17 protein-coding genes are annotated in these 17,159 nt (G+C 66.1%); 5 read left to right on the forward strand and 12 right to left on the reverse strand.

Annotated features, from left to right (window positions below; translation table 11 throughout):
• Positions 1 to 13: 13 nt before the first annotated feature.
• Positions 14 to 616: a TetR/AcrR family transcriptional regulator gene (locus EAE28_RS18335; protein WP_127108985.1), complete on the reverse strand. Its 603-nt coding sequence runs from the start codon at positions 614 to 616 to the stop codon at positions 14 to 16.
• A 103-nt stretch (positions 617 to 719) separates the two neighbouring features.
• Between EAE28_RS18335 and EAE28_RS18340 the strand changes: the two genes are divergently transcribed.
• Positions 720 to 1,190 carry a (2Fe-2S)-binding protein gene (locus EAE28_RS18340; protein ID WP_127108987.1) on the forward strand — a complete coding sequence of 157 codons (471 nt, stop codon included), beginning with the start codon at positions 720 to 722 and terminating at the stop codon, positions 1,188 to 1,190.
• The gene (locus EAE28_RS18345; protein ID WP_127108989.1) at positions 1,187 to 3,418 is read left to right on the forward strand and encodes a xanthine dehydrogenase family protein molybdopterin-binding subunit; all 2,232 of its coding nucleotides are present in this window, start codon (positions 1,187 to 1,189) and stop codon (positions 3,416 to 3,418) included. The genes EAE28_RS18340 and EAE28_RS18345 overlap by 4 nt, the downstream gene beginning before the upstream one ends.
• Positions 3,419 to 3,530: 112 nt before the next feature.
• On the opposite strand, the gene rsmD is transcribed toward EAE28_RS18345, so the two are convergent.
• Together rsmD and EAE28_RS18355 are read right to left on the reverse strand one after the other, a co-directional pair.
• The gene (rsmD, locus tag EAE28_RS18350; protein ID WP_127108991.1) at positions 3,531 to 4,091 is read right to left on the reverse strand and encodes a 16S rRNA (guanine(966)-N(2))-methyltransferase RsmD; all 561 of its coding nucleotides are present in this window, start codon (positions 4,089 to 4,091) and stop codon (positions 3,531 to 3,533) included.
• Positions 4,088 to 5,290, reverse strand: a complete 1,203-nt coding sequence (locus EAE28_RS18355; protein WP_127108993.1) for an NAD(P)/FAD-dependent oxidoreductase — start codon at positions 5,288 to 5,290, stop codon at positions 4,088 to 4,090. Before EAE28_RS18355 ends, rsmD begins: the two co-directional genes overlap by 4 nt.
• Before the next feature lie 117 nt (positions 5,291 to 5,407).
• Between EAE28_RS18355 and EAE28_RS18360 the strand changes: the two genes are divergently transcribed.
• The gene (locus EAE28_RS18360) at positions 5,408 to 5,893 is read left to right on the forward strand and encodes a peroxiredoxin (protein ID WP_127108995.1); all 486 of its coding nucleotides are present in this window, start codon (positions 5,408 to 5,410) and stop codon (positions 5,891 to 5,893) included.
• 56 nt (positions 5,894 to 5,949) lie between these two features.
• Here the strand turns inward: EAE28_RS18360 and EAE28_RS18365 are convergent, their stop codons facing one another.
• The 8 genes from EAE28_RS18365 to EAE28_RS18400 form a co-directional block, all read right to left on the reverse strand.
• Entirely contained in the window at positions 5,950 to 6,831 is an 882-nt protein-coding gene (locus EAE28_RS18365; protein ID WP_127108997.1) for a mechanosensitive ion channel family protein, read from the reverse strand.
• Complete coding sequence (locus EAE28_RS18370) at positions 6,828 to 7,127, reverse strand: 4a-hydroxytetrahydrobiopterin dehydratase (RefSeq protein WP_127108999.1); 300 nt, start codon at positions 7,125 to 7,127, stop codon at positions 6,828 to 6,830. The genes EAE28_RS18365 and EAE28_RS18370 overlap by 4 nt, the downstream gene beginning before the upstream one ends.
• A complete protein-coding gene (locus EAE28_RS18375) occupies positions 7,127 to 7,717 on the reverse strand; it encodes a glutathione S-transferase family protein (protein WP_127109001.1) in 591 nt (196 codons plus the stop codon). Before EAE28_RS18375 ends, EAE28_RS18370 begins: the two co-directional genes overlap by 1 nt.
• Positions 7,714 to 8,892 (reverse strand): GNAT family N-acetyltransferase, encoded by a 1,179-nt coding sequence (locus EAE28_RS18380; RefSeq protein ID WP_425466780.1) that lies wholly within the window; start codon positions 8,890 to 8,892, stop codon positions 7,714 to 7,716. The genes EAE28_RS18375 and EAE28_RS18380 overlap by 4 nt, the downstream gene beginning before the upstream one ends.
• 45 nt (positions 8,893 to 8,937) lie before the next feature.
• Positions 8,938 to 9,717 (reverse strand): glycerophosphodiester phosphodiesterase family protein, encoded by a 780-nt coding sequence (locus EAE28_RS18385; RefSeq protein WP_127109005.1) that lies wholly within the window; start codon positions 9,715 to 9,717, stop codon positions 8,938 to 8,940.
• Positions 9,717 to 10,181, reverse strand: coding sequence for a RidA family protein (locus EAE28_RS18390; protein ID WP_127109007.1), 465 nt, complete (start codon positions 10,179 to 10,181; stop codon positions 9,717 to 9,719). The genes EAE28_RS18385 and EAE28_RS18390 overlap by 1 nt, the downstream gene beginning before the upstream one ends.
• Positions 10,182 to 10,407: 226 nt before the next feature.
• Positions 10,408 to 11,700 (reverse strand): HlyD family type I secretion periplasmic adaptor subunit, encoded by a 1,293-nt coding sequence (locus EAE28_RS18395; protein ID WP_127109009.1) that lies wholly within the window; start codon positions 11,698 to 11,700, stop codon positions 10,408 to 10,410.
• Positions 11,697 to 13,388, reverse strand: a complete 1,692-nt coding sequence (locus tag EAE28_RS18400; RefSeq protein ID WP_127109011.1) for a type I secretion system permease/ATPase — start codon at positions 13,386 to 13,388, stop codon at positions 11,697 to 11,699. The genes EAE28_RS18395 and EAE28_RS18400 overlap by 4 nt, the downstream gene beginning before the upstream one ends.
• Before the next feature lie 109 nt (positions 13,389 to 13,497).
• Here EAE28_RS18400 and EAE28_RS18405 point away from each other — a divergent pair, with 109 nt between their 5' ends.
• A complete protein-coding gene (locus tag EAE28_RS18405) occupies positions 13,498 to 14,283 on the forward strand; it encodes an MlaA family lipoprotein (RefSeq protein WP_246022451.1) in 786 nt (261 codons plus the stop codon).
• 28 nt (positions 14,284 to 14,311) lie between these two features.
• Entirely contained in the window at positions 14,312 to 14,878 is a 567-nt protein-coding gene (locus tag EAE28_RS18410) for an MlaC/ttg2D family ABC transporter substrate-binding protein (RefSeq protein WP_246022453.1), read from the forward strand.
• Positions 14,879 to 14,933: 55 nt separating this feature from the next.
• Here the strand turns inward: EAE28_RS18410 and EAE28_RS18415 are convergent, their stop codons facing one another.
• On the reverse strand, positions 14,934 to 17,123 hold the full coding sequence (locus EAE28_RS18415) for a transglycosylase domain-containing protein (protein ID WP_127109015.1): 2,190 nt from the start codon (positions 17,121 to 17,123) through the stop codon (positions 14,934 to 14,936).
• Positions 17,124 to 17,159 lie beyond the last annotated feature (36 nt).

The raw sequence follows: 17,159 nt of genomic DNA on the forward strand, positions 1-17,159 counted from the left end.
ACCCTGTCGCGCCTCAGGCCCGCAGACCACGTCCGAACAGCTGCGCCATCCGGTTGAAGGCGGCGCAGAGCGCGTCGTAGCCGCTGGCGCTGGACTTCAGCCCGCTCAGTGCGGCGACGATGGTTTCGGCCAAGGCGTCGGCATTGCCGCCATAGGGGGCAAGGGTGATGCGCCCGGCGTCGGCTTCGGATTGCAGCCACGCGCGCAGCAGGGCGCGGATGCGGGCCTCGCCTTGCTCGACCACATCGGCTGCGACGGCGAAATTTGCATCCAGAAGTTCTTCTCCATGCGGCGAATCGAACAGTATGGCCGTTTCGGGGCCGACCTTGGCCTCGAACACCGCGGCCAGCGCCTGCTCAGGCGCAAGCCCCGGCTGCAAGGCCTGCGCGACCCGGCCAATGGATACCTCGAAATGCACCATGACCAGTGACCGGAAGATATCGGGTTTGTTGCGGTAATGCAGATAGAGCGCGGCGCGCGATACCCCGACGCCGCGCGCGATGTCCTCCATCGAGGTGCGGCGGTAGCCGTAGCGCGCGAAAACCTCAACCGCCCCGGTCAGAATGGCGACGCGGCGCGGGTCGGTTTCGCCAATCTGTAAAACATTGCTTGGCATAGGCTGACCTCTGACAGTCCCTGTCGATTTTGTCAATTTTGCCGATTTACACTATGACACTTTCCGTACATATTGTCACAAACCCGGCTCTGGAGGCTCTCCCATGGCAATACCCCTGACGATCAACGGCATCGCCCGCAGCATCGACGCGCCTGACGACACCCCGCTGCTGTGGGTTCTGCGCGACGAGCTGGGCATGACCGGCACCAAATTCGGCTGCGGCGTCGGCGCCTGCGGTGCCTGCACCGTGCAGATCGACGGCGAGGCGATGCGCAGCTGTCAGGTGACGCTGGCCGATGTCTGGGGCGCGGTGACGACGATCGAGGGGCTGGGCACGCCCGAGGCTCCACACGCGCTGCAGGCCGCATGGGTGCGGCATCAGGTGGCGCAATGTGGGTACTGCCAGTCGGGACAGATCATGCAGGCGGCTGACCTGTTGTCCCATACCCCCAACCCCACCGACGACGACATCGACCAGGCGATGGCGGGCAACCTGTGCCGCTGTGGCACCTATGGCCGGATCCGCGCCGCGATCCATGACGCGGCCAGCGTGATGCAGGAGGAGGCACAATGAGCCGTCTGGGAAAAGTCACCCGCCGGGCGTTTCTGATCGGCAGCGCAGCCGTTGCCGGGGGCGTCGCCTTTGGCGTCTACGCGGTCACGCGCCCCGCCGAGAACCCGCTGCACCCGCGCGAGGGCGCAACACTCAATCCCTATCTGATCATCGACGCTGAGGGCATCACGGTGGTCACTGGCCGGGCCGAAATGGGTCAGGGCGCGCAGACAACGCTGGCGGCCTGTCTGGCGGAAGAGCTGGATGTCGACTGGGATAGCGTCCGACTGATGCACGGGCCTAAGGCGGCGGCCTATTACAACGGGGCGATGCTGGAAGGGGTGCTTCCCGGTCCGGATTACGCGCGACCCGACTGGCAGCGCTCATTGGGTGAGACGCTGGGCGTAATCGCCAAACCGCTGGGCGTGCAGGTGACCGGCGGCTCGACCAGCATGCGTGACGGCTACGAGCGGTTGCGCCGCGCCGGGGCCAGCGCGCGGGAGGCGCTCAAGGCGGTGGCGGCGGACCGGCTGGGGGTCAGCATGGACCGCCTGAGCACCGAGAGCGGCGCGGTGGTTGCGCCCGACGGCACGCGGGTGCCCTATGCCGAGCTGGCCGAAGCGGCGGCGATGATCGACGCGCCGCAGGTCGAGCCGCGTCCGCGGTCCGAGTGGCGGCTGCTGGGCACCGCCCTGCCCCGCCCGGATATGCTCGCCAAGGTCACCGGCACCGCCGGTTTTGGCGTGGATACCCGCCTGCCGGGGATGAAATTCGCCAGCGTCCGGCGCTCGCCCCGGCTGGGTGGGGCGATGACCCGCTATGACCCCGCGCCTGCGCTGGCGATTGCGGGCGTCGAGCAGGTGATCGACATCGGCGATGGCGTGGCTGTGGTGGCGCGCAACACATGGGCGGCGATGCAGGGCGCGCGGGCCGTGATCTGCGAATGGGGAGAGGCACCCTATCCGGCGACCAGCGAGGGGATGACGGAACGGCTGCTGGCCGCGTTCAACGACGACCCCGACAGCACCATGCGCGACGATGGTGATGCCGATGAGGCCGCGGGCACGGTGATCGAGGCCGAATACCGCATGCCGTTTCTGGCCCATTCGACGATGGAGCCGATGAACGCGACGGCGCTGTTTGCGGACGGAAAACTGGAGCTGTGGTCGCCCAATCAGGGACCGTTCGTGCAGGCCCGCGTGGCCGGTGAGGCGATTGGCATCGACGGTGACGACGTGAGTGTGAACACGACCTTCATGGGCGGCGGTTTCGGGCGGCGGATCGAGGCGGATTATGCCGGTATCGCCGCCAAGGTCGCCCATGCGCTGCCCGGCACGCCGGTGAATGTCACCTGGTCGCGCGAAGAGGACATGACGCATGACTTCTACCGCCCCGCCGCGATCACCCGGGTCAGGGGCGCGGTGGTTGACGGGCAGGCGGTGCTCATGGACGCGCAGGTCTCGTCTCCCGGTCTGATGGCGCAGGCGGGCGGACGGATGATGGGCATGGGGATGATGGGGGCGGATCGGTCCATCGTCGAGGGGATGTTCGATCAGCCCTACCGCATCCCCAACTACCGCGTGCGCGGCTACCGGGCGGATCTGGATGTGCCGATGGGTTTCTGGCGCTCGGTCGGCGCCAGCCACAACGGCTTCGCGCATGAAAGCTTCATCGACGAGCTGGCGCGTGCTGCCGGGCGCGATCCGATGGACTTCCGGCTGGAACTGGTGCGCCCGGAAAGCGCCACGGCAGCGGGTGTGCTGGAGGCGGTGCGCGAGATGTCGGGCTGGGACCAGCTGCGCGCGGCGGGAACCGGCATGGGCGTCGCGCTGGTCTGGAGCTTTGGCACCCCGGTCGCTCAGGTGATCGAGGTGGTGCAGGAGGGCGATGCGATCCGCATCGCGCGCGGCTGGATCGCCTGCGATCCGGGCATCGCGCTGGACCCGGGCATCCTGCAGGCGCAGATGGAGGGGGCGATGATCTACGGGCTGTCGGCTGCGGTGCACGGACAGATCACCTTTGCCGACGGGATGGTCGAGCAGCAGAACTTCCCTGATTACGACGCCCTGCGCATGTCCGGCGCGCCGCGTATCGAGACGCGCATCCTGCAGGCCAACCCGCATCTGGGCGGGGCGGGGGAACCCGGCACACCGCCTGCGGCGGCGGCGCTGGCCAATGCATTGTTTTCACTGACCGGCGAGCGGGCGCGCACGTTGCCGCTGGAGGGTCAGTTCCGGTTTGTGCTTTAACGAGTTGAGTCTGTTGGTATCGGGGGGCTGCTCGCCCCCCGAACCCCCTCGCCAAAGGGGACGCACGCGCCCCCTTTGGAAACCCCCGTGGATATTTAGAGACAGAAAATGATCAGGGCGCGCGCAGCAGGGTGATCCAGGTCTCGCCATAGCGGCGTTGGTCGAGGGTCTCGAAGCCTTCGGGGGCGAGCTGCGGGGCGTTTTCTTCCCAGACGATGGTGGCGGCGGGCGCGATCCAGTCATTGGTAAGCGCCGAGGTCAGCGCCTTTGCGCCAAGCCCCATGCCATAGGGCGGATCGAGGAAGATCAGCCCGAACGCCGGGCCCCGGTTGGGGCCCAGATCAGTGGCATTGCGGCGGTAGAGACGCGTGGTGCCCATCGCGCGCAGTTTTTCGATGTTGGTGCGGATCAGGGCGCGGGCGGCGGCGCCGTCATCGACCAGCGTGACGGTGCTGGCGCCGCGCGACAGGGATTCCAGCCCCAGCGCGCCGGTGCCAGCGAAGAGGTCGAGCACGCGCTGGCCCTGCACCAGATCGCCCCATTTGCCCTGCGTGAGCATGTTGAACAGCGCCTCGCGGACGCGGTCCGAGGTCGGGCGCAGATGGGCGGCGGCATCGCCCGCGCCGACCTCGGCCAGCGTCAGGCCCCGGTGCGTGCCGCCGACGATCCTCATGCCAGAAGCGTTTTCAGCTCGGTCGCCGGGTCGGCCAGCGCGGCGGGATCGGGCGTCTTGCCCGCTTCCAGCAGGCGTTTGCCGACCATATAGCCGCGCGGGTCGTTCATCGCATCGACGGCGAGGAAGGTGTCGCCGCGATAGTACCAATGGCTGCGCGCCGCACCGACTTCGCGCGTGACGATGCGGTCATAGCCGGTGTTCAGCCCGGCGATCTGTAGCTTGACGTCATACTGATCCGACCAGAACCACGGGCTGGGCACATAGGCCTTCTCTGCCCCCAGCATGTTGGCCGCGACGGCCTCGGCCTGGTCGATGGCGTTTTGTACGCTCTCCAGACGGATGCGGGTGCCGCGATAGACGAAGCTGGCGCAATCGCCCGCCGACCAGATCGACGGGTCCGAGGTGCGGCCGTGCTCATCGGTGCGGATGCCGTTGTCGATGGTCAGTCCGGCAGCCTCGGCCAGCGCCGCGCCCGGCGTGATGCCGATACCGACGATGGCGAAGTCGATGTCGATGTGGCTGCCGTCGGCCAGATCCGCGCCGTTAACGCGGGTGTCCCCGGTGAGGCGGGTCAGGCCCAGCCCCTCGCGGATCGTCACGCCGTGGGACGTGTGCAGGGCGCGCATGTAATCGGCGGTTTCAGGGGCAGCGACGCGACCGAGGATGCGCGGCGCGGCCTCGATCACCGTGACCTGCAGGCCCTTCTGCGCGGCCACGGCGGCCGCTTCCAGCCCGATATAGCCGCCACCAACGACCAACAGCCGCTTGCCGGGCGCAAATTCGGGGGCCATCGCGTCGATGTCCGACAGCTTGCGCACGCCGTAGACGCCCTCAAGCGCGCCGCCGATGGCGGCGGGCAGGTGGCGCAGATCGGCGCCGGTGGTCAGGGCGAGTTGGGTGTAGGGGATCGCCTGGTCACCCAGCCACACCGTCTTGGTCGCGGGGTCGATGCGCGAGACCGGGGTGCCCAGCTTCAGGGTGATGTTCTGCTCGGCATAATAGGCCTCGGACCGCAGAAAGAGCCGATCCAGCGTCATCTCGCCCAGCAGGTATTTCTTGGACAGCGGCGGGCGTTGATAGGGCGGCGCGATTTCGTCCCCGATCAGCGTCAGCTCATCCGCGTAGCCAAGTCCGCGCAGCTTGGCGACCAGCGACGATCCTGCCTGCCCTGCCCCGATCACGACGATTCCCGCCATTGCCCTCTCCCTCAATTTCATTCCATCGCTTCATACTGGAAGCGGCGCTGGGGTGGTATATATCTTAGGCTGCCGACCAAACCCAGACCCGTTCCGACACATCAGGAGAGACTGCATATGACGATTTCCGTTGGGGATACGCTGCCCGAAGCCACGCTCATCGCGATGGGCGATTCCGGCCCGGCCGAGGTCAGCGTCAAAGACCTGACCGCGGGCCGCAAGGTGGTGATCTTTGCCGTACCCGGCGCGTTCACGCCGACCTGTCATTCGGCGCATGTGCCCAGCTTCATCCGCAGCATGGATGCGCTCAAGGCCAAGGGTGTGGACGAAGTGGTCTGCGTTTCGGTCAACGACGCCTTCGTGATGAAGACCTGGGGTGAGGCAACCGGCGCGACCGAGGCCGGGATCACCATGCTGTCGGACGGCGCGGGCGATCTGACCGGCAAGCTGGGGCTGAGCTTTGACGCCCCCGCGATTGGCCTGATGGGCCGTTCCAAGCGGTATGCGATGATGGTCGAGGATGGCGTGGTCAAAGTTTACCACCCCGAGACCGGCAAGGGCTGCGAAATCTCCGGTGGCGAGGCGATGGTCGAGGCGCTCTGAGCCCTTGACCGCCGTGTGACAAAGGCCGCCCCGAGGGGCGGCCTTTTGCGTTTCGCTCAGCTCTCGGCTTCCAGCATCCTGGGCGCTTCGCCGCCCGCCATCACCAGCGTGCGATAGGGGAAAGGGATCTCGATCCCGGCCTCATCCAGCGCCTCTTTGACCTTGCGCTTCATGTCGGCCTGATAGGCGAAATAGACCGAAGCATCGACCCAGACCCGCACCAGAAAATCGACCGAACTGTCGCCCAGATTGTTCACCTGAATGAAGGGCTCAGGGTCGGACTTGGACCGGGGATCGGCCATGATGGTCTGCAGGATCGTCGTTTCGGCCAGTTTCAGGTCCGAATCATACGACACGCCAAAGGTCCAGTCGGCGCGGCGGGTCGGATAGACCGAGTAGTTCTCGATCGTGTTGCCCCAGACCTCGGAATTGGGAATGATGATCTGCGTGTTGCCGATCGAGGCCAGCTCGGTGAAATTCAGCGAAATGTCTTTGACGGTGCCCATCTTGTCCGAAATCTGCACGAAATCGCCGACCTTGATCGGGCGGAACATGATGATCATCACCCCGGCGGCGATGTTCGACAGCGTCCCTTGCAGCGCCAGACCAATCGCCAGACCGGCAGCACCCAGAGCGGCGACCAGCGAGGTCGTCTCAAGCCCGAAGCGGTTGAGGACAAAGATCACCGTAAAGGCAAGAATCACGTAGCGGACAATGTTGCCCAGAAAGCTGAACAGGGTGAAATCGAGCGTTTTGTGCTTCTCACCCAACCCGCGGATCCGGCGCGAGGCCCAGCCGCCGATGGCAAAACCGATGAACAGGATGGCGACGGCGGCAACCACGCTGCCCAGCACCGACGCCAGGAAATCAACAGTAAGGACATCGCCGACGGTTACCCCGTCGGCGATGCTCAGTGACATGAAGTCTGAAAAATTCATGTAAACGCATCCATTTTTTGTGCCAGTTTCAGATCGAGCTCAGTTAGCCCATCGACGTCATGTGTCGACAGCGTGACCTCTACTGTTTTGTAAACATTCGACCATTCCGGGTGGTGATCCAGCTTTTCGGCCCAGATCGCGGCTTTGGTCATGAAGCCGAAAGCCTCAACGAAATTCTTGAAGGTGAAGGTCTTGCTGATCGCGTCGCGCTTGGCGTCATGGGCCCAGCCTGCGGCGGTCAGTGCCGTCAGCGCAGCGTCGCGCTCGGCCCCCTCCAGTTTGCTCGGTCTCGCCATCAGCTGATCCCTCCCATCACTTTTTTCCACGCCGGACGCGTTTTGATGCGCTCAAAATAGGCCGAAAAGCTGGGCGTTGTGGGCAGCGTTCCAAACTGCATGCCCCAACCAATCTGCGAGCCGGCATAGACATCGACGGCTGTAAAGCGGTCGCCTGCGAAATAGGGGCTCTTCGACAGATGCTGATCCAGCGTTGCGACCACGTCGGCCAGCGAACCATAGCCCGCCGCGCGCTTGCGTTCGTCCGGCACCACGAAGCCCATCGCATTGTTGGTCACAGCGGATTCGACAGGCCCGGCGGCAAAGAACATCCAGCGGTAATAGGCAGCGCGTTCGCTGGCCGTGGGCGCAAGGCCCGCCTTGGGGAATGCCTCGGCCAGATAGGTGCAGATCGCCGCGACTTCGGTGACGACGGCCCCGTCATGCACCAGCGCCGGCACCTTGCCCATCGGGTTGATCGCCAGATAGTCGGGCGATTTCATCGACGTGTGATACTCGAGCACATGCATGGTGTACGGCTCGCCGATTTCTTCCAGCATCCAGTGTGCGATCAGCCCGCGCGATTGCGGGTTGGTGTAAAACTCGATCATTGATCCCCTCCAGACTGCGGCCCGCGCCGGAACGGCGCATAGGCCTCCAAGATGCGCATTTCATCCCCGACTGCGGCGGTTTCCGCCTGCAGATAATCGTCAACCGCCTGCCGGAACCGATCATCGGGGAACCAATGCAGCGAATGCACGGCACTCGGCAGATAGCCGCGCGCCAGCTTGTGTTCTCCCTGCGCGCCTGCCTCGACCCGGCTCAGCCCGTTGGCCAGCGCCCAGTCAATCGCCTGATAGTAGCACAGCTCGAAATGCAGACAGGGGTGATCCTCGGTGCAGCCCCAGTAGCGGCCAAAGAGCGTTTCCGAGCCAATGAAATTCAGCGCCCCGGCAATGGGTTGGCCGTCACGCTCGGCAAGGATCAGCAAGGTGTCGTCGCGCATCGTCTCCTGGATGCGGTCAAAGAACGCGCGGGTCAGATAGGGCGTGCCCCATTTGCGGCTGCCGGTGTCTTGATAAAATTCCCAGAAGGCATCCCAATGCTCGGGCCGCAACGCGTCGCCGGTCAGCGCGCGGATCTCGCCGCCAAACGCCTGCGCCTGCGCGCGTTCGCGGCGGATCGTCTTACGCTTGCGCGAACTGAGCGCGGCCAGAAACCCGTCGAAATCGCCGTAGCCCTCATCCTGCCAATGGAATTGCTGGGTCAGGCGGTGAAGCCAGCCCTCCTCGACGCCGACCGCTGCCTCATCCTCGGTGCAAAAGGTGATGTGGGCCGAGGACAGGTTGTTCGCCCCCGTCACCTCGGCAAGGGCGCGCAGCAGGATCGGGCGCAGTTCCTCAGCCCCCAGCAGCCTCGCACCCGTCGCAGGGGTGAAGGGGACTGCCGATTGCAGCTTGGGATAATACCGCCCACCCGCGCGCTGCCAGGCATCGGCGAAGGCATGGTCAAAGATGTATTCGCCCTGACTGTGGCCCTTGGCGTAAAGCGGCATCGCGGCCAGCAAGCGGCCATCCTGCCGGATCGTCAGGTGTTTTGCTTCCCAGCCACTGCGGCCCCCGACCGAACGTGAGTCCTCCAGCGCCGCCAGAAAGCGATGCGTGGTAAACGGGTCAAGCGGGCGGGCGCCGTCTTGTGCGCACAGCCCGTCCCAGTCTTCCGCTGCGACTTGGCTGATGGCGTCGATGATCGCGATATCCACGGCGTCTCCTTGGCCTTTGGCCAAAGCTGGGCGACGGAGGGCCGGAGTCAAGTCCGGCCCCGGTCGCATTTAGGACTGCGCGGCGGGGTATCCCTCAAAGGTGATGTTCTGGGCGATGCGCCGCGCCGCCGCCTCTTCCTCGGTCGAGCGGATGGTCCAGCACAGCACCGCAGCCCCCTGGACTTTCAGCGCGGCCACGCGCGGGCGATCCAGATCGCGCCAGTGGTGCGAGATGAAGCTGGCCTCGACCGCGTCGAAATCGGCAATCGCGGCCAGCGCTTCGCGGTGCGCGTTCAGCTCTGGCCCCATGTCGGCCGGGAAATCGGACGCCGGGAAGGCATAGGTGGTCAGCCCGCGCGGGATTTCAGGCGCCAGCCGCGCCATATGCGCCACGGACGAGGGATTGAACGACATCAGCGCAACCGGCCCGTCGTAGCCTTGCAGCGCATTGGCGGCAGCGGCTTCGAGCACGCCATCGGTCGGCCCCATGACCCCGGACTGATCCTTGATCTCGATCAGCAGCGGCACGCGACCGGCAACCTCAGCCAGCACCTGACGCAGGGTCGGGATCGGCTCGGGCGACGAGCGCACGCGGATGCGCTGAAGCTCGGCGGCTGAACGGCCCGCGACGGGGCCGGTGTCATAGGTCAGCCGGTCCAGATCGTCGTCATGAAACACCATCGCCTGACCATCGGCGCTGGGTTGCAGGTCGATCTCGATGCCATAGCCCTCACGGATCGCCGCCCGGATCGCGGGCAGCGAGTTTTCGGGGCGGCGCGATCCTGCGTCATGGAACGCGCGATGCGCGATTGGCAGGCGCAGGAAGTCAGGGTGCAAGCTGGGGCGCATCAGGCGATCTCGAAAATCGCCTCGATCTCGACCGCGACCCCCATTGGTAGCGACGGGGCACCGACGGCGGCGCGGGCGTGGCGACCGGCCTCTCCCAGCACCGCGACCATCAGGTCCGACGCCCCGTTGATCACCTTGGGCTGGTCGGTGAAATCGGCGGTGCAATTGACGAAACCGGTCAGCTTGACCAGACGGCTCAGCCTCGACCAGTCGCCGCCCAGCGCGGATTTCGCCTGCGCCAGCAGTGACAGCGCACAGGCGCGCGCGGCCTGGGCACCCTGTTCGGTGCTCAGATCGGCGCCCAGTTTGCCTGTGATCAGGCCGCCTTCGGACTGGCTGATCTGCCCCGAGACGAAAATCTGGTTACCGCTGATAACCCACGGCACGTAATTTGCGGCGGGGGCTGGGGCTGATTTCAACTCGAGACCCAATTCGGCAAGGCGAGCTTCGATGGCATGGGGCATGGCGCGGTCTCCTGATGGGATGCGCGGACAAAAGCACGTTTATCGCGCAACGGAAAGCCCCGGACAGCGCATGGGCGCCATGACAGGGATCGCGCGCCTCACCCCCATCGAGGGGGTTCGGCGCGCGCGGGGCCAGCCCCGCGCCCCGCCCAAGGGGCCTTGGCCCCCTTGGGAAACCCCGTCACCGCAAGAGTGCCAACGCCGCACAGGCCGCGATGTCTTCCTTTCAGGGTTCGCGCAGGGCCCGGGCAAAATGCTCACGAAGGGGGTCGATCAGATAGGCCAGCGGCGTCCGTTCGCCGGTGGTGAGGAATGCCTGAACGGACATCCCCGGAACGAGTTCGCGGTCCGCAAGGATCTCCAGCGATTCCGCCGTAGGACTGAGGGAGACGCGGAAATGGCGGATGCCCGTCCGTTCGTCGATGAACGTGGCGGCGGAAACATTGGTCACGACGGCAGGCAGATCGGGCAGGTTCCGCTCGGCAAGACCCGGAAAGCGCAGGGTGGCGGTCTGACCTATCACCACATGGTCGATCTCATCCGGGCTGACGCGCACCATCAGACTGGGCGGCGCGGAATGGGCAAAAATCTGCATGACCACCTCTGCCGGGCGAACCACCGCCTCGGCTGCCGGGACGGTGAGATCATGCACCACACCTGCGGTCGGCGCGCGAAGATCCAGGGCGTCAAGCCGGGCGCGCAATGCCGACCGGCGCGCCTGAAGTTCGATAAGCTGCATGCCGGTATCGGCGAAGGCCTGCTCTGCCTCTTCCCGCCGGACGGCAGCCAGGGCACCCGTTTGCAGAGCAATCTCCGAAATCTGCCCGCGCAGCTCGGCATCCCGCGCGACCATGGCGGCCCGCGACCCCGCCAGCCGCGCCGCCGAACGGGCCAGAGCGCTGACCTGTTCGGCCCGAGCCAGACCGCTGGCGCGCAGGGTGCGCAGCGTCTGCAACTCTTCGTTCAGCAAGGCTTGCTCGGTATCCATCTGCGCGCGGCTCTCGGTCAGGCCGGTCAGCTCAGCCTCGGTCTGGTGGCGGCGTTGGACCAGCTGGGCCTGTTGGCGCTCAAGCGTGTCCCGGCGCGCATCGAACAACCGCCGCTGCGCTTCCAGAGCCGCAATAAACGCGCGGTCCTGCATCCGGTCAGGCGGAACCTGCGGAAAGCTGCCTGTATCGCGTTCGGCGCGCAGGCGCATCAGGCGCGCTTCGAGCTCGCGCACCTGCGTGTCGATGAAGCGCAGCTCATTGCTCAGAGGTTCGCCGTTCAACCGGATCAGAAGCTGCCCGGCGGTGACGGCGTCACCTTCACGGACCAACAGTTGCGCCACCACACCGCCATCGGGATGCTGAACCGGGTGCCGGGCCGGGGTTGAATCCACCTCACCATTGGCGACGACAGCCGACGAAATGGACGCCCGCGCAGCCCAGCCGAAAATACCGACCAGCAGCATCAGACAGGCCATGCCCCCCAAGGCGATCGCACGCCCTGCCCCCAGTTCCGAAACCGAGGCGCTCATGACTCTCTCCCAGCTGGCACGACCGCGACATGGTTGCGGACCATTTGACGAAGAATGATGTCGCGCGGGCCAAAGCCGGTCTGCACACCACCATCGAGCACCAGAAGGTCATCACATTCCGAAATCGAGGCGGGGCGAAGCGCGGTGATAACAATCACCGCGCCGCGCGCCTTCAGCTCACGAATTGCGGTGTTGAAGGCGGCCTGCGCGTCGGCATCGAGATGGGCATTGGGTTCGTCCAGCACCACCAGTGCCGGGTCGCCATAATAGGCGCGCGCCAGCCCTATGCGCTGCAGCAAGCCGCCCGGCAGGTGCGCCGCGTCCGGCTCGGCCGGAGTTTCATAGCCCGAGAACAGGGCGGCGATGCCCGGATGCGCGCCAGCCAAGCGGGCCGCGGCTTCGATCCGGGTCGGGTCCGCATCGGGCGCGTGACGCGAGATCGTCTCGGCCAGCGTGCCCGGCAAGAGCCCGAAGCGCTGAGGCAGGAAGCCGATGCGGTTAATGGGCACCTTGGACAGTGGCACCTGCCCCAGCCGCAACACGCCGGCGGAAGGCGGGACCGATCCGGCCAGCACGCGCGCGAACAGGCTCTTGCCCGAGCCGCCCGGTCCAATCACACCGAGCGCGCGGCCCGGCGACACTTCGAACCCGTGGAGGCGCAGCACGGCTTCTCGCCGGCCCTGCGGCACCACGACCAGACCACGCACGCTGAGCGCGCCTTCAAAAGGCCCGAGCACCGGCTCGACCGGGCGCCCCGTGGCGCGCAAGAACGCGTCAAGGCGCCGCCATCCGGTCAGGGCGGCGTGCAGCGTGCTCCAATGGGCCGCCAGTTGCTCGACCGGGGCCAGCGCCCGGCCCAGCAGGATCGACGCACCGACCATCAGCCCCGGTGAGAGCTGCTCATGCAGGACCAGCCAAGCCCCCAGCGCCAGCGTTGCCGATTGCAGGAACAACCGGAACGTCCGCGCCAAAGCCGACGAGCGCACCGAGCCATCCGCCGTCCGCAAAAGCGCCGCCAGCGCGTGATCGCGGTGGCCGAGCCAGCGGGCGATGACATCGGGGGTCAGGCCGGCAACGCGATCACTGCCCTCATTCTCAATCGCGGATTGCAGCTGGTCGGCGGCGGCCCCCTCATGCCGGGCGTCGCCAAGCAGTCGGCGCTGGGCAAGATGCCCGGCAAAGGCCTGAACGGCCAGCACGACACTGCCGCCCACCGCCAGCCAACCCAAGGCCGGATGCACGGCATACAGGATGGCCAGAAACACCAGCGTCCATGGCAGATCAAACGCCGCCTGCGCCACGGTCGAGCCCAGGACGCGCTGCACCGTATCCAGATCCTGCATCGCCATAGCTGCGCGGGGATCGGGCGGGTCGCGCAGGCGGGCACGCAAGCTTGCTTCGAACACGCGTTGTTCCAGCGCATGCCGGGTGCGCGCGCCGATGCGGACCATCACCTGCGCACGCGCCGTGTCGATCCCGGCCATCATCGCATACACAAAGGCAACCAGTGCAAAGAGTACGATCAAGGTGGCGGTCGAGCGCCCGGTCAGCACGCGGTCATAAACCTGCAGCATGAATATCGGACCGGTCAGGATGAGCAGATTTGACACCGCGCCGAAAACCAGCACCGCCAGCCAGAGCCCGCGCAAGTCTGCTGTCCAGTTACCGGCTGTGATCCGGTTCGGCATAACGCACCCCAACTGACGGGGATGCGAGGTTGCCCTTGCCGTTGTCCCCTTTTACACCAACGTTGCGCACAAAGTGCTAGTATTCGGTAAACACCGGCAGGAGAACGCGATGGCGATGGCGATGGCGACACGCGAACATGGGGGGCTGATGGCTCTGGTGCTGGTCGGGCTGGTTGCCGGCTGCGCCAGCCCAACGGTCGCGCCCGGTTTCAACGATCCGTTCGAGAGCACGAACCGCGCTTGGTTCGAGCACAACATGGCCCTGAGTGGCGCCCTGACCGGCGGCGACGAACCGGCACCGGCCGTCGCTCCTGTCACGGACGCGACCACCGTGGTCGCCCCGGCGCCGCCCCGCTCGAGCCGGTTTCGCCGCATCGTCGGTAATTTCGGCGGGAATCTGGGCCAACCCTCGGTGATCCTGAACGATCTGCTGCAAGTGCGCCCGGACCGGGCCTTCGAAAACACCGTCCGCTTTGTGATCAACACCACCGTGGGTCTGGGCGGGCTGTTCGACCCTGCCGGGCATATGGGCATCCATGGTCGCAGCACCGATTTCGGCGAAACGCTGCACCGGTGGGGTGCCGGAGAAGGGGCCTACATGGTGTTGCCGCTCTTTGGTCCCTCGACCGAGCGCGACACCGCCGGGCTGGTCGTCGACGCCTTCATCAACCCGCTGCGGTTTGTCCTGCCTCAGCCCGAATCGAGCCTGACCTCGATCGCGCGCATTGGCGGCAGACTGGCCGATGCGGCCGAGTATTCGGACATACTCGACGCGAATGTGATCAATACCGCCGACCCCTATGCCCAGGCGCGGCTTCTCTACTTGCAGACGCGGCGGTATCATCTTGGGATTGAAGCTGAGGACGAGATCATTGACCCCTATGCCGACTTTTAAGCCAACCCGCCGCTCGTTGCTGGCCGCTATGGCCGCAGCCACCGCGCTGCCCTTGCTGCCCCGCACCGCTGCGGCGATGACCCAGGGACAGGCGAGCGAGCTGATCACCAGCGTGATGCGCGACGTTCACGGGATCATCAACTCGGGCGCGTCGGAAGCACGGATGATCGGGCAGTTTGCTGATCTGTTCGACCGTTACGGCGACGTGCCGGTGATTGCGCGCTCGGTTCTGGGGCCGCCCGCGCGCAGCGCCAGTGCGGCGCAGATGGCGGCGTTCACCACGGCGTTCCGCGACTACCTGTCGCGCAAATATGGCCGTCAGTTCCGCCGGTTCGTCGGCGCCTCGGTCGAGGTGACGGGTGCGCGCGCGGTGCAAAGCTTTTATGAGGTCATCACCACGATGACCATGCGCGGCGACGCCCCGTTCGAGGTGCGTTGGCAGGTGTCAGACCGCAGCGGGCGCGACCTGTTTTTCAACCTGATCATCGAGGGCGTGAACCTGCTGGCGGCTGAGCGGCAGGAAATCGGCACCATGCTGGAACGGCGCGGCGGCAATATCGACCAGATGATCGCGGATCTGCGTCAGGCAGGCTGAGGCCACAGTCAGAAATGAAAAACGCCGGGGTCACGCAGACCCCGGCGTTTTCGTGTCAGTTCCCGCCGAGAATGCCGTTCAGGATCCCCAGGACCGCATCGCCCAGATTGCCGTTGCCGCCTTGCGTGGCACCGGGCGCGCCACGGGTTGTAGGCGGCTCCAAGGCGGGCGGTTGCGGCACGACCATAGGTAGCGGGTGCAGCGGCATGCCGTCGTTGATGCGCACCATGGTCTCGCGCCAGATCTCGGCGGGCAACCCGCCGCCAGTCACGCCTGCAAGCGGGGTGTTGTCGTCATTGCCCATCCAGACGCCGACGACGTAGTCAGCGGTAAAGCCGACGAACCACGCATCGCGCGCCGAGTTGGTGGTGCCGGTCTTGCCCGCCGCCTGCCGCCCATCGGGTAGCCGCGCACGGCGACCGGTGCCATAGGGCGCTTCCAGCACCTGCGTCATCATCCAGACCAGACGGTGCGCCGCGTCTTCGCTGATCACCCGCTCACCGATGCCCGAACCGATGGTCATCAGCGGCGCGCGCTCTCCGGCCAGTGTGAGAGAGGTGAAGCCATACGGCCTGACCGAATTGCCCCCGTTCAGAATCCCTGCAAAGGCCGAGGTCATGTCGAGCAGCGTCGCTTCACTGGCCCCCAGCGCCAGTGCCGGTCCTTCGGCCAGATCCGAGTGCAGGCCAAAGGCGTTCGCCGCCTGTCGCACCCGTTCGCGTCCCATGGCTTCGGAAATCCGCACGGCGGGGATGTTCTCGGACCGCGCCAGCGCCTCGGCCAGCGTCATCATCCCCAGGAACCGGTTGGAATAGTTGCGCGGCGACCACGGACCGGACCCGGGCACGGTGATCGTCAGCGGCGCGTCCTCAACCATGTCATAAGGCTGATAGCCGTCATCCATTGCCAGCGCATAAACGAAGGGTTTGAACGCCGAGCCGGTCTGTCGCTGCGCTTGCGTGGCGCGATTGAAGCCCCCGGTTATATAGCTGCGCCCGCCCACCATGCCGCGCACGGCGCCATCGGCAGACATGACGAGCACGGCTGCCTCGGCCTCGGACCCGTCGCGCACGCGGTCGGCGAAGACCTGCCGCACCGCCTCTTCGGCGGCTTGCTGGATGCGCTGGTCCAGCGTCGTCTGGATCGTCACATCCTCGGTTGTGTCGCGGGTCAGCCAGGCGGGGCCGGATTGCATCACCCAATCAGCAAAGAACCCGCCCGTCGGGCTTTCCGCCGCCTCGTGCAGGGTCGCCGGATTGGCGCGGGCGTCGGCGTATTGCGCGTCGGTGATGTAGCCTTGTTCATGCATCAACCCCAGCACGATACCGGCGCGGGCCTGCGCACGCTCAAGGTTGCGGGTCGGCGCATAGTAGCTGGGTGCGACCAGCAGACCGGCAAGCATCGCCCCCTCAGCCGGGCGCATCTCGCTGGCGGAATGGCCAAAATACCGCTCGGAAGCCGCCTCGAACCCGCGCGACCCGGCGCCAAGGAAGGCGCGGTTGATATAGATCGAGAGGATTTCGTCTTTGGTATAGCGCAACTCCAGCGCAAAGGCGTAGGGCAGCTCCTGGATTTTGCGCCAGACCGTGCCTTCGCGGCAGTCGGATTCGTATTCGGCCTCGGTCGGCCAGATGTCGGGATCATAGGCGCGGCCCAGGCACAGCAGCTTGGCGACCTGCTGCGTGATCGTCGACCCGCCCGCACCCTGAAACGGCCCGCGCCCGGCGGCGATGTTGCCGGCGATGGCCCCGGCAATCCCGCGCGGGCTGACGCCGAAGTGCCACCAGAAGCGCCGGTCCTCGGTCGCGACGATGGCGTTGCGCAGGTTTGGTGACACCTCGGTCGACGGGGTGAAGCCGCCGAAATTTTCACCACGCCAGGCAAAGACCTGACCGTCGGCATCCAGCATCGTCACCGAGCCGCGCGCACGACCATCCATCATCGCGACGACGTCGTTCGGCATGGTGGTGTAGAAATAGAAGGTCGCGGCGGCCATCACCAGCACGCCCAGCGCGGTAACACGCCAGGTGAAACCCCAGATGACGCGCCAGATCAGGCGCAGCAACCCGCCGAACACCCGTGTGAACCAGTTGCCCCCGCGTTTAGGCGCCCGACGCGGCGGGCGGCGTTTTCCGCCACCGCCACCACCCCCGCCCGAGCGACGCTGACCGCCGTTTTGTGCCCGGGGTGCCGGGGTCCGCTGATCCGCCACCAGAGGGGGACGTCGAGTGCCGTTGCCTGCCATGCCTGGATCTGCCTGCTGCCGTATCGTTTCTGGTTG

The organism is Pararhodobacter zhoushanensis (assembly GCF_003990445.1).
Classification (GTDB): domain Bacteria; phylum Pseudomonadota; class Alphaproteobacteria; order Rhodobacterales; family Rhodobacteraceae; genus Pararhodobacter; species Pararhodobacter zhoushanensis.